The organism is Duganella alba, from assembly GCF_009674495.1.
GTDB classification, from domain to species: domain Bacteria; phylum Pseudomonadota; class Gammaproteobacteria; order Burkholderiales; family Burkholderiaceae_D; genus Rugamonas; species Rugamonas alba.
Window position 1 is genome coordinate 96,753 of record NZ_WKJN01000022.1, and the last position, 11,977, is coordinate 108,729.

Here is an 11,977-nt window from a genome sequence, read left to right on the forward strand (position 1 = left end):
CTACAGTCCCAGCACGCGGCGCGCGTTGCCGCCCAGGATGGCCGCCTTGTCGGCGTCCGACAGCGCCGGCGTATCGAGCACATGTTTGACCGGCTTGCCGGCCCATGGGAATGGGTGGTCCGATCCCAGCATCACCTGCGACGCGCCGACCTGGCGCACCAGGTTGGTCAGCGCTTCCGGCGTAAACACCAGGCTGTCGAAGAACAGCTGGCTGACGTATTCGCTCGGTTTCTTTTTCAACACCGGACCGTGCGCGCAGGCGCCCGGGTTGACGAAGCAGCCGTGGTCCATGCGGGCGGCCGAGGTGGGCAGGTAGCCGCCGCCGTGCGCGGCGCAGATCTTCAGCTTGGGGAACTTGTCCAGCACGCCTTCAAAAATGAAGTGCTGCAAGGCGATCGTGGTTTCCAGTGGATAGCCGATGACGTTCGGCATCCAGCCGTTGCCGGCAAAGCGCTTGGCCAGTTCCGGCGTGCCGACCGGGTGGATGAACAGCGTGGCGCCAAGCGCCTCGGCCTTGGCCCAGACCGGATGGAAGCGCGGATCGGCAAAGTCGGCGCCGGCCACGTTGCCGCCGATCGCCGCACCGCGCAAGCCGAGTTTGGTCATCGCGTGTTCCAGTTCCTGCACCGCCAGGTCGGGATGCTGCAGCGACAGCGAGGCGAAGGCGGCGAAGCGGTCCGGCCTGGCGGCGCACAGCTCGGCCAGCTTGTCGTTCTGCAGGCGGACGACTTTTGCCGACAACTCGCGCGGCTGTTCATACCAGAACGGATTGATGCTGAGCACTTCCATGTCCACGCCTTGCGCATCCATCGCGGCCAGGCGCTCGGCGATCACCAGCACGTTCTCCTGGCCGCCGTGCATGGTCTTGGGATACAGCGAGAACACGTCCATGCCCAGCAGGGCCAGCGCCTCCGGAATCATGCAATGGGCGTGGACGTCGACGGTCTTGACCGGCGCGCCATTGAGGACCAGTGGGGCGCCTGGCGTGGCGTCGGCCTCGGGCGCGCGCAGCGGCCCGTGCGCGCCGCAGCCGACCATGATGATGCCGCCAACGCTGAGGGCGCCGTGTTTGATGAATTGTCTCCTGCTTGTCATTCTGCTTCCTTTGCTTGTTGTAAGAATCCTTTAATGATAGATCGATCAATTGAGTTGCGCCGCTGGTTTTTGGGTTTTGCTGCGTAAACGAGACAAAGATTGTCGGCATTCAGGTTTGTGTTTGATAAAACAAATTATCGAACGATAATTAAACTCCATAAAAAACGGAGGAGACATGAAAAAAATTGGCAACCCGGCGGCCCTGGCGCTGCTGTTGGCGGGGGCGGCCGGCGCGGCGTCGGCACAATCGTCGGTGCAGGTCTATGGCGTGCTGGACATGTGGGCCGGGCGCTCGGAGACCAGCGCCGGCGGACCGGCGTCGAGCGTGGTCAACAGCGGCGGCCTGCAAACCTCGTACTGGGGCTTTGGCGGCACCGAGGACTTGGGCACCGGGCTGAAGGCGATCTTCGCGGTGGAGGGCTATATCCAGCTCGACACCGGCGCCGGCGGCCGCACGCCGACCGACGCGCTGTTTGCCCGCAACGCCTACGTCGGCCTGCAGGGTGCGGCCGGCGAAATCAAGATCGGGCGCGTGCTCAATCCGCTGTTCGTGGCGACCGCCCAGTCCAATCCCTTCGGCGGCTCGATCCGCTTGGCGCCGCTGCTGGCGCAGGTATGGTCGATCCCGATGTCGCGCACCGTATATGGCGACACCAGCTGGGACAACGCGATCTCGTACACCACGCCGGTGAGCGGCGGTTTCAAGCTGGCCACCTATGTCGGCCTGGGCGAGACGAAGTTTGGCACCCGCACCAACAACGTCGGTTCCACCGTCAGCTATGAACAGGGGCCGCTGATGGCGACGCTGACGGCGCAGCGCGTCCGCGTGGGGCCGGGCCTGGCGACGATAGGCCAGTCGGAGCAGAAGACCTATTTTGCCGGCGCCAGCTACAACTTCGGCGTCGCCAAGCTGTTTGCGTCCTGGGACACGGCCAACAACCGCGCGCCGGACGGCAAGGGCAAGACCGCGCAGGCCGGCGTCTCGGTGCCGTCGGGGCCGGGCAACATCCTGCTGTCGTGGGCGCAGACCCGGAACACCGCGGCCGGTCTGGCCGATACGCGGCGCGACACCGGCGCGCTGGGCTACGACTACTTCCTGTCCAAGCGTACCGAGTTGTACGCCATCCTCCAGACCGACAAGCTGAGCACCGCCAACCTCGGCAAGACCTATGCCGTCGGCATGCGGCTGAAGTACTGAGCGGGGCCGTCAACCGCGCCAGGACAGGGCGGTAGGCAGTTCGCTGGCCTCGGTGTTGAGCAGTTCGGCCAGCGCTCTCACGGTCTGGCGCCGGTAGAGGATTTTGCAGGCCTCGCGGATGGCCTGGCCGGCCGCCGTGGCCGCGCAGGCGGCGGTGGCGTACATGGTCAGCGGCGTGCGGCCGATCAGCAGCGGCTGGCCGACCGCCGCCTGGGTAAGCTGCATCGACTTCAGCGTGAACAGCAGCGCCGAACGGATGAAGACCACCGCGTCGAGCCGCCCGGCGCGCAGCATCTCCAGGCTTTGACGGTAGCTGCTGGTGTCGTACTTGATGATGTCGGTGGAGGCGGCGAACTCGGCCGCGTATTCCGCGTTGCGCAGGCGGCCGACGATTTTTCCCTTCAGGTCCGACATCGCGCGCAGCACCGTGCCGGCGCGGCCGACAACAATGATGTCTTCCATCGACAGCGGCCCGAGGCGGACGGCGACGCGGTCCAGCTGTTCGGCCTGGAGCGCGACCATCAAGTCCACCTGGCGCTGCTGCAGCATCGCCGCGCCGCGTGGAAACGGCAGCAGCCGCAGTTGCAGGTCGACGCCGCTCAATAGCGACAACGCGTCGGCGGTATCGACCAGGATGCCGGCTTGCGTGCCGTCGGCGGTGGTGGTGGCCCACGGCATCAGTTCGATCAGGGCCAGCGTCAGCGGCGGTTGTGGCGCGCCGTGCGCCGCCAGCGGCAGGCCCAGCAGCGCAGCGGCCAGCCCGAGCGACAATTCCCTGCGGCGTATTTGTACTGTATCGGTCGTGGTCATCGTCTCATCTCTCGAATTTCGCAGGTCTTCCCTCAATATAGTTGATCAAAGGATTAATTAAAGGCGACCAAAAGTCTACATCGGCGGGCTGGAAGCGCTCCGTGCTGGTTTTTCTTGTAACATGGGAAGATACCGATACGGAGGACACGTGGGACTGAACAATTTTGGCGAGATTGCTACCTTCATCGCGGCCGTGAACGCCGGCAGCTTCAGCGTCGCGGCCCAGCAGCTGGGCGTCACCCGCTCCGGCGTGGGCAAGAGCATCGCCCGGCTGGAGGAGCGCCTGAATGTCCGCCTGATTAACCGCACTCCGCGCAGCCTGAGCCTGACCGACGACGGCGCCGCCTTCTACAAGCGCTGCGTGCAGCTGATGGACGACCTGGAAGACGCCGAACTGGCGATGGCCGAACGCAGCGGCGCGCCGCATGGCCGGCTCAAACTCAGCCTGCCGCTGGCGCTGGGCCACGCCCATGTGCTGCCGGTGATCGACAGCTTCCTGGCGCAATGGCCGAACGTGTCGGTGGAGGTGGGTTTCACCGACCAGTGCGTCGACCTGATCGAGGAGGGCGTCGATGTGGCGCTGCGCATCGGTGCGCAACTGCAGGATTCCGACCTGATCGGCCGCACCGTCGCCCAGCAGCGCATGGTGCTGTGCGCCGCGCCGGCCTACCTGGCGCGCCATCCGGCGCCGGCCGCGATCGCCGATCTCAAGGAGCACCAGTGCCTGTTCTATGTCAGCGGCGGCAAGCCGCAGCCATGGGTGTTTTACGACGACGAACTGGAAGTCGAATTCACGGCCGCCAGCCGACTGGCGATGAACAGCACCGAAGCACTGCGCTTGAGCACGCTGGACGGCGCCGGCATCGGCAATTTGCCGTCCTACCTGATTGAGGATGACCTGCGCGCCGGCCGCCTGCTGGCGCTGCTGCCGGAACACAAGTGCCCGCGCATTCCCATCCGCATCCTGTACCCGACGCGGCAGCATCTGTCCCCCAAGGTCAGGCTGTTCATCGATGCGCTGGTCGCCGCCTGGGGCGATGTGCCGCCGTGGGAACGCGAGCTGCCGTGCCCAGCGGTCCGCGTGGTGGACGCCGCGTAGACCGGCGGTCGACATGAGGTAATTCCTGGCTTTAAAAACATGCTGCGTGGAAAATCATCTTGCAAGTTATCAACTGATAATTTAAGATTTTGGGTTTGTACGCAAGGTTATTAACTAGCATGAATATTCGACTTACTTTCCGGCAGAAGCTGTGGTTCCCCCTCGCGGCCAGCCTGCTGTGCCTGGTGGCCATCGCCACCATGCTGGTCTTGAACGCGCGCCATATGCGCTATGAAGAACGCAAGCTTGCGCTGGCCAATATCGACCAGGCGGCGCTGAAGCAGGTCGAGCGCTTTGCCGCCGACGCGCAGGAAGGCCGCATCACCGAAGAGGAAGCCAAGCAGCGCGCCATGCGCGCGATGAAGGCAATCCGCTTTGGCGATGACGGCTACATCGCCATCAACGGCATGGACGCGCACGCGATCCAGAATCCGGTGTTTCCTGATTACGACGGCAAGGACATGAGCGGTTTCAAGGACGCGAACGGCTTCTACGTCTACCGCGAACTGGCCAACATCGGCAATTCCGCCGCCGGTGAAGGCTTCCTGACTTATCTCTGGCTGCGTCCCGGCGAACATGCCGCGTCCACCAAGTTGAGCCGGGTGGTCGCCTTCAAGCGCTGGGGCTGGGTGCTGGTGGCCGGCATGTATATCGATGACATCGACAAGGATTTCTATGCTTCGCTGACAACGGTGGCGCTGATGCTGCTGGTGGCGGCCACCATTCTGACGCTGATCGTGCTGGCGATTAACCGCAGCCTGCAGCGCGCGCTGGGCGGCAGTCCGGAGTACGCGATCGAAGTGGCCACGCAGATCGCCGGCAAGGATCTGAGCGCCGCCATCGACACCGCGCGCGACGACACCAGCAGCCTGCTGTTCGCCATGAAAACCATGCAGGCCAACCTGGCCGAGATGATCAGCGCCATCCACGACAGCGCGGCCGCCATCGCCACCTCGTCGGCGGAAATCGCCGCCGGCAATCTGGACCTGTCGTCGCGCACCGAGATGCAGGCCAGCACGCTGGAGGAAACCGCCGCCTCGATGGAAGAGTTCACCCAGGCCGTCACCCACAACGCGGAAAACGCCCGCATCGCCAGCGAGCTGGCCGTCAGCGCCTCGGATGTGGCCAGGCACGGCGGCGGCGTGGTGGAAGAAGTCACCAGCACCATGGCCGCCATCCACACCAGCGCGGCCAAGATCGAGGACATCACCGGCGTGATCGACGGCATCGCCTTCCAGACCAACATCCTGGCGCTGAACGCGGCGGTCGAGGCGGCCCGTGCCGGCGAGCAGGGACGCGGCTTTGCCGTGGTCGCCAGCGAAGTGCGCAACCTGGCCCAGCGCAGCGCCAGCGCGGCCAAGGAAATCAAGACCCTGATCGACGACTCGGTGCAGCGCATCGGCGCCGGTGCGGCGCTGGCGGAAAAAGCCGGCGAGACGATGGAAAAAGTGGTGGGCAGCGTCACCCGCGTGACCGCGATCGTGGCCGACATTTCCGCCGCCTCGCACGAGCAGCGCACCGGCATCGGCCACGTCAACACCGCCATCACCGAAATCGACACCGCGACCCAGCAAAACGCGGCGCTGGTGGAACAGGCGGCGGCGGCTGCCGGCAGCCTGCGCGACCAGGCCGCCGGCTTGACCGAGCTGGTCAACAGCTTCCGCCTGACGCCGGCCGCCGCCGCGCCGTCGCACGCCGCGCCGCAACGATTGCGGCTGCGCTAGCGCACCACCGTCCCTTTTGGCTACGCCATGTAGACATTTTGTCGCCGCCGGCAGCTTGATAATGATCACACGATCAATTAATGTGAGCACATGCCGCCGCCGGTGGTGGACCGATGTCTAGAAAAGGGAATGGTATGAAAAAGATCACGTTCAAGCAAAAGCTCTGGTTGCCGCTGATTGCCAGCCTGGTATGCCTGTGTGCGATTTCGGTCTTCCACGTCATGGAGGCGCGCGACCTGCGCTATGCCGAACGCAAGGCCGACCTGGCGGACGTCGCCAAGGCGGCGCTGACCATCGTCCAGGGCCTGTCGGCGGACGCCGCCGCCGGCAAGATCAGCGAGGCCGAAGCCCGGACCCGCGCCAAGGAAGTCCTGAAAAGCATCCGCTACGGCGAAGATGGTTATCTGGTGATCATCAGCATGGACGCGCGGCCGATCCAGAATCCGGCCCGCCCGGAAAACGACGGCAAGGATCTCAGCGATTTCACCGATCCGAACGGCTTCCACGTGTTCCGTGAAATTTCCAGCACGGCCGCCTCGGCCGCCGGCGAGGGCTATCTGTCGTACTTCTGGGTGCGTCCCGGCAGCACCGAGCCTTCCGAAAAACTCAGCCGCGTGGTCAGCTTCAAGCCGTGGGGCTGGGCGCTGGTGACGGGCTTGTATGTGGACGACATCAACCAGGCCTTCTACGCCTCGCTGCAAAAGGTCGGCGTGATGGTGGCGGCGGTGTGCCTGCTGCTGTCGGCCATCGTGATCGCGGTCAACCGCAGCCTGCACCGCACCATCGGCGGCAGCCCGGAATACGCGGCGGAGATGGCCTTGCGCATCGCTGAAAAGGATTTGAGCGTGGCCGTCATCACCGACAGCAAGGACCAGCACAGCTTACTGTTTGCCATGCGCCGGATGCAGGAAAACCTGGCCGGCATGATCGGCGACATCCGCGGCAGCGCGGAAACCATCGCGGCGGCCTCGTCGCAGATCGCCACCGGCAACCTGGACCTGTCGAGCCGCACCGAGATGCAGGCCGGCTCGCTGGAGGAAACCGCCGCCTCGATGGAGCAGCTGACGCAGGCGGTGGCGCAGAACGCCGAACACTCGGCGCAGGCCAACACGCTGGCCAAGACCGCGGCCGGCGTGGCGCAGCGCGGCGGCCAGGCCGTCACCGAGGTGGTCAGCACCATGGCCGCCATCAACGCCAGCGCCACGCGCATCGAAGCCATCATCGGCACCATCGACGGCATCGCCTTCCAGACCAATATCCTGGCGCTGAATGCGGCGGTGGAGGCGGCGCGCGCCGGTGAACAGGGGCGCGGTTTCGCCGTGGTGGCGACCGAAGTGCGCGGCCTGGCGCAGCGCAGCGCCGAGGCGGCCAAGGAAATCAAGGCGCTGATCGACGACGCCGTGCGCAATATCGGCGACGGCACGCTGATGGTGGAACGGGCCGGCGCCACCATGGGCGAGGTGGTCACCAGCGTCGACCGCGTCACCGCCGTGATCGCGGCGATCAGCGAGGCCTCCAGCGAGCAGCGCACCGGCATCGGCCATGTGAACACCGCGATCACCGAGATGGACAGTGTGACGCAGCAGAATGCGGCGCTGGTGGAGGAGGCGGCGGCGGCCGCCTCCAGCCTGCGCGACCAGGCGGCGTCGCTGTCGGAGATGGTCGGCAGCTTCCAGCTGGAAGCGCAGCCGGTGGCGGCCAGGGCGTCGGGCGAGCCGCTGTCGCGCACGGCCATGCACCGCAAACACGCGCTGAAGGCGGTGCCGCAGCTGGCCATGAACTGACGCCCCGCGGCGCGGTTGCCGCCTGATTTGTCAAATGATCCATGGCTGGCTATACTTGGCGCTCTTTTACTGAGAGCCAGACATGGGATCGCCCGCGACAAAAAAAGCTTCTGCCCGCACTCCCTCGACGGCGCCCACGGCGCCGACACCGCGTCTGGCGCCCGAAGAACGCGAGCAGCTCATCGTCCAGAAAGCCATCCGCTACTTTGCCGAGTATGGTTTCGGCGCCAGCACCCGCGACCTGGCCAAGGAAATCGGCGTCTCCCAGCCTTTGCTCTACCGCTATTTCCCGAACAAGCAGGCGCTGGCCGACCGCGTGTTCGAGGAAGTCTATCTGTCGCGCTGGAATCCCGAATGGGAAGAAATCCTGGCCGACCGCAAGCGCCCGCTGGCCGACCGGCTGCACCAGTTCTACCAGCAGTACAGCAAGGTGATCCTGCAGCGCGACTGGATCCGCATCTTCATCCACGCCGGCCTGTCGCGCGAAGGCATCAACAGCCGCTATCTGACCCGCCTGCGCGAGCGCATCTTCAATGTGGTGCTGGCCGAGTTGCGCCGCGAATTCAAGGTCGCCGAACCCACCGAGCAGCAATACGAGGATGAAATCGAGTTCGTGTGGGGACTGCACGCGGCGATCTTCTATGTCGGCATGCGCAAGTCGGTGTACGGATTGCCGGTTCCGCAGGATATCGAACGCCTGATCGACCAGAAACTCCAGGCCTTCCTGGCCAGCGCGCCCTCGGTGCTGAAGAATATCCGCAAGTAGCCGCCTCCCTTGCGGGAGGGCGGGCTTTGCGATCCGCGCAAAGGTGATTTCGGCCGCGTTGGGATTCTCCCTGGCCTGACCTTCCCCTAGACTTGCCACATCCCTAACCCCAAGGATGTGCGCGATGACCGACCCTGTCCACCCCAAGCTGTTCCAGAGCGGCTGCATGACGATGGGACTGATGACGCCGGCGGCGCGCAAGCCGGGCCAGCCCGCCGACGTGGCGATCGAACTGGCGGTGGCCAGGCGCGCCGACCGCTACGGCTTTGCCGCCTTGTGGGCCAGCCAGTCGCCGCCCGCCGGCGCCGATGCCGGCGACGCGATACTTGACGATCCCTTCGTGTGGCTGGCCGCCATCGGCGCCGCGGCGCCCGGTGTGGCGCTGGCGGCCCGGCTGGAGCTTCCGCGCCACGGCATGCCGCAATGGCTGGGCGCGGCCCGCTCGCTGCAGCGCATGAGCGGCGGCCGCTGCATGCTGGGCGTCACGCTGGCCGAGGATTCCGAGCCGGCGCGCCTGCATCTGGAAGCCCTGCTGGCGCAACAGGGCGCCGAGCGCGTGCCGGTGCTGCATATCGACGGCCGGGCGGATCTGCAGCCGGTGGTGCGCCAGTTGCACCTCGAGCTCGACGAGCGCGCCGGCGCGCCCGCCCAGCAGTCGCGGCAGGGCTTTCGCGGCGGCCGCATCGCGCTGTCCGCCGCGCTGGAACGGCTGGCCGAATCCGGCGTCGCGCATGTCCTCGTGCACCTGGTACGCAACGGCCGGCCGGTGCTGGACGTGATGGACGAACTCGGCACCGAGGTGGTGCCGCGTCTGGCGCTGGGAGTGGCGCCATGACCGCCTGTACCCACCGCAAGCGGCGCCTGTCGCGCGCCATCGAACTGTCGGTGCGCGGCACCGAGCTGCTCACCGAGAGCAACACGCTGCTCAGGCGGATTGCGGAAATCTCGCAGCGGACCATGGAATCGAATCATCAGTACACGCAGCTGCTGCTCAACTGGAGCACCAGCGGCAGCCAGCACCCGTTGCAGTCGCGATACGACAAGCAGGCGTCGCTGGATGCTGCCTGGCGCATCGCCCAGCGGGCGACCCGGGCCGCGCTGGATATCGGCGTTCTGGTGGACGGCCGCGAGCCGGCCTGGCGGCGCGGCATCGGGGACCCCGCGCCGCCGGTGACCACCCTGGACGACCTGGCGGCGCGCATCCTGGCGGTGACGGTGCAGGTCGAACGGCTGGCGCGCCAGCCGTTCAGCGACCGGCAGGAACTGGACTCGCTGGTGCAGGCGATGCACGGCATGCGCGAGATTGCGGAACGCAACATCCAGGTCGCGCAGCGCTCGGTGGCAAGCGTGGAGCGCATCCAGGGCGAAGCGCTGCGCTTCGCCCGCAAGCTGGCAGGGCGCTAACGCCATTTTTTTTGCCAATCAAATAATCATTCGATCAATTAAAGAAGGGTTCGTCATGAAACGACGTTTCAAGCAAGCGGGCATGTTGACGGCGATACCGATCGCGCTGCTGGCCACCGACGCGCATGCGCAGTCCGCCACCCAGTTTTACGGCGTGCTGGATGTGTGGGCCGGCCCGTCGCAGATCAGCGGCGCCGGGCCGTCCACGCTGTCGGTCAACAGCGGCGGCATGCAAACCTCGTTCTGGGGCATCGCCGGCGCCGAGGAGGTGGGGCGGGGCGTCAAGGTGATCTATGCGCTGGAGTCGTATATCCAGGTGGACAGCGGCACGGCCGGGCGCGCGCCCAACGACGCCATGTTTGCCCGCAACGCCTACGTCGGCCTGCAGACGCACTATGGCGAAGTGAAGCTCGGGCGGGTGCTCGATCCGCTGTTCCTGGCGACGGCGCAATCCAATCCTTTCGGCGGCTCGATCCGGCTGGCGCCGCTGATGGCGCAACTGTGGGGGCCGGCCACCGGCCGCACGGTGTACGGCGACACCAGCTGGGACAACGCGATTGTCTACACCAGCCCGGCGCTTGGCAATGTCAGGGCGGCCGTCTACGGGTCGCTTGGCGAAACGCGCTATGGCGCCGGCACCGGCAACCTGGGCGCCCTGCTCAGTTATGCGGACGGTGCGCTGACGGCCTTCCTGTCGGCCCAGAATGTGCGGGTGGGGCAGGCGGTGGCGACGCCTGGCCAGTCGCAGCAGGCCAGCTATTTCGCCGGCGGCAGCTACCGCTTCGACGGCTGGAGCGCCTACGCCTCGTACAACGTCGCACTGGGCGCCGTGCCGCGGAGCGCCGCCCGCACCGGCCAGCTCGGTGTCCTGGTCAAGGCCGGCAGCGGCAACATCATGGCGTCCTGGGCGCGGACGCGCAACACCGGCGACGGCCTGGCGGACACCCGGCGCAACACCGGCGCCGTCGGCTACAACTACGCCGCGTCGCCGCGCACCGAACTGTACGCGGTGCTGCAGACCGACCGTCTCAGCACGGTCAACCGGGCGCGCACCTGCGCGCTCGGCATGCGTCATAAATTCTAAGGGGATCGGCATGGGCAACGGAGGGCCGCCGCGCGCGCTCATTATCGGCGGCTCGTTGAGCGGCCTGTTCGCCGCCACGGCCTTGCGCACCATCGGCTGGGAGGTCGAGGTGTTCGAGCGCTCGGCGAGCGAGTTGAGCGGACGCGGCGGCGGCCTGGTGTTGCAGCCGGACGTGCTGGCGGCCATCGAATTTGCCGGCCTGAACGCCGGCGGCGCCATCGGCGTGCCGTCCGGCGACCGGATCTTTCTGAACAAGGCCGGCGCGGTGGTGCAGCGCAGCCATGCGCCGCAGGCGCAGTCGTCGTGGAATCTGCTGTACGGCATCCTGAAGCGGGGACTTCCCGCCGGGCTGGTGCACGCCAACGAACAGCTGCTGCGCTTCGAGCAGCACGAGGGCGGCGTCACGGCGTATTTCGCCAGCGGGCGCGAGGCCAGCGGCGAGCTGCTGATCGGCGCCGACGGGCCGTCGTCCGCCGTGCGCGCGCAAGTGCTGCCGGGGCTGATGCCGACCTACGCCGGCTATGTGGCGTGGCGCGGACTGGTGCCGGAGGCGCAGGTGGCGGCGTCGGTGCGCGAGCTGTTGCAAGGCGTGTTCGCCTTCCAGCACGGCGATGGCCACATGCTGCTGGAATACATGGTGCCGGGCCGTGACGAATCCATGCAGCCGGGCAGGCGGCGCTGGAACTGGGTCTGGTATCGCAAGGTCGCCGCCGGCGCGCAGCTGTGCCGCCTGATGACGGACGCCGGCGGCACGCTGCGGCGCTTTTCGGTGGCGCCGGGCGCCGTCAAGCCGCGCGACGCCGAGGCGCTGCGCGAGGATGCGCAAATGCTGCTGGCGCCGGTGTTCCAGCAACTGATCGCGGCCACCGAAAAACCCTTTATCCAGACCATCATCGACCTGGCGGCGCCGCGCATGGTGTTCGGCCGCGCGATCCTGCTGGGCGACGCCGCCTTCATCGCGCGGCCGCACACCGCCGGCGGCGCCGCCAAGGCGGCGGCCAACGCGCGCGTGC

11 protein-coding genes are annotated in these 11,977 nt (G+C 66.6%); 9 read left to right on the plus strand and 2 right to left on the minus strand.

Annotation, left to right across the window (positions count from 1 at the left end; translation table 11 throughout):
• Positions 1-1,095 (minus strand): amidohydrolase family protein, encoded by a 1,095-nt coding sequence (locus tag GJ695_RS20375; RefSeq protein WP_154367942.1) that lies wholly within the window; start codon positions 1,093-1,095, stop codon positions 1-3.
• A 175-nt stretch (positions 1,096-1,270) separates the two neighbouring features.
• On the opposite strand from GJ695_RS20375, the gene GJ695_RS20380 reads away from it, so the two are divergent.
• Positions 1,271-2,293 carry a porin gene (locus tag GJ695_RS20380; RefSeq protein WP_154367944.1) on the plus strand — a complete coding sequence of 341 codons (1,023 nt, stop codon included), beginning with the start codon at positions 1,271-1,273 and terminating at the stop codon, positions 2,291-2,293.
• Positions 2,294-2,302: 9 nt separating this feature from the next.
• On the opposite strand, the gene GJ695_RS20385 is transcribed toward GJ695_RS20380, so the two are convergent.
• Positions 2,303-3,103: a substrate-binding periplasmic protein gene (locus tag GJ695_RS20385; RefSeq protein ID WP_154367946.1), complete on the minus strand. Its 801-nt coding sequence runs from the start codon at positions 3,101-3,103 to the stop codon at positions 2,303-2,305.
• A 148-nt stretch (positions 3,104-3,251) separates the two neighbouring features.
• Between GJ695_RS20385 and GJ695_RS20390 the strand changes: the two genes are divergently transcribed.
• The 8 genes from GJ695_RS20390 to GJ695_RS20425 all read left to right on the plus strand — a co-directional run.
• The gene (locus GJ695_RS20390) at positions 3,252-4,202 is read left to right on the plus strand and encodes a LysR family transcriptional regulator (protein ID WP_166455260.1); all 951 of its coding nucleotides are present in this window, start codon (positions 3,252-3,254) and stop codon (positions 4,200-4,202) included.
• 119 nt (positions 4,203-4,321) lie between these two features.
• Complete coding sequence (locus GJ695_RS30515) at positions 4,322-5,926, plus strand: methyl-accepting chemotaxis protein (protein WP_154367950.1); 1,605 nt, start codon at positions 4,322-4,324, stop codon at positions 5,924-5,926.
• Positions 5,927-6,060: 134 nt separating this feature from the next.
• Positions 6,061-7,710, plus strand: coding sequence for a methyl-accepting chemotaxis protein (locus GJ695_RS20400; protein ID WP_154367951.1), 1,650 nt, complete (start codon positions 6,061-6,063; stop codon positions 7,708-7,710).
• An 82-nt stretch (positions 7,711-7,792) separates the two neighbouring features.
• Positions 7,793-8,476 (plus strand): TetR/AcrR family transcriptional regulator, encoded by a 684-nt coding sequence (locus GJ695_RS20405; protein WP_154367953.1) that lies wholly within the window; start codon positions 7,793-7,795, stop codon positions 8,474-8,476.
• Positions 8,477-8,600: 124 nt separating this feature from the next.
• The gene (locus tag GJ695_RS20410; protein ID WP_166455261.1) at positions 8,601-9,311 is read left to right on the plus strand and encodes an LLM class flavin-dependent oxidoreductase; all 711 of its coding nucleotides are present in this window, start codon (positions 8,601-8,603) and stop codon (positions 9,309-9,311) included.
• Entirely contained in the window at positions 9,308-9,880 is a 573-nt protein-coding gene (locus GJ695_RS20415) for a hypothetical protein (protein ID WP_154367957.1), read from the plus strand. The genes GJ695_RS20410 and GJ695_RS20415 overlap by 4 nt, the downstream gene beginning before the upstream one ends.
• A gap of 55 nt (positions 9,881-9,935) precedes the next feature.
• A complete protein-coding gene (locus GJ695_RS20420) occupies positions 9,936-10,964 on the plus strand; it encodes a porin (protein WP_154367959.1) in 1,029 nt (342 codons plus the stop codon).
• Between the two features lie 10 nt (positions 10,965-10,974).
• The coding region (locus GJ695_RS20425; protein ID WP_154367961.1) for an FAD binding domain-containing protein at positions 10,975-11,977 on the plus strand (1,003 nt) is incomplete at its 3' end.

Coding starts and splice junctions, on each gene's coding strand:
- GJ695_RS20405 (WP_154367953.1), top strand. CDS start 7,793: ATGGGATCGCCCGCGACAAAAAAAGCTTCTGCCCGCACTCCCTCGACG.
- GJ695_RS30515 (WP_154367950.1), top strand. CDS start 4,322: ATGAATATTCGACTTACTTTCCGGCAGAAGCTGTGGTTCCCCCTCGCG.
- GJ695_RS20415 (WP_154367957.1), top strand. CDS start 9,308: ATGACCGCCTGTACCCACCGCAAGCGGCGCCTGTCGCGCGCCATCGAA.
- GJ695_RS20380 (WP_154367944.1), top strand. CDS start 1,271: ATGAAAAAAATTGGCAACCCGGCGGCCCTGGCGCTGCTGTTGGCGGGG.
- GJ695_RS20375 (WP_154367942.1), bottom strand. CDS start 1,095: ATGACAAGCAGGAGACAATTCATCAAACACGGCGCCCTCAGCGTTGGC.
- GJ695_RS20420 (WP_154367959.1), top strand. CDS start 9,936: ATGAAACGACGTTTCAAGCAAGCGGGCATGTTGACGGCGATACCGATC.
- GJ695_RS20400 (WP_154367951.1), top strand. CDS start 6,061: ATGAAAAAGATCACGTTCAAGCAAAAGCTCTGGTTGCCGCTGATTGCC.
- GJ695_RS20410 (WP_166455261.1), top strand. CDS start 8,601: ATGACCGACCCTGTCCACCCCAAGCTGTTCCAGAGCGGCTGCATGACG.
- GJ695_RS20385 (WP_154367946.1), bottom strand. CDS start 3,103: ATGACCACGACCGATACAGTACAAATACGCCGCAGGGAATTGTCGCTC.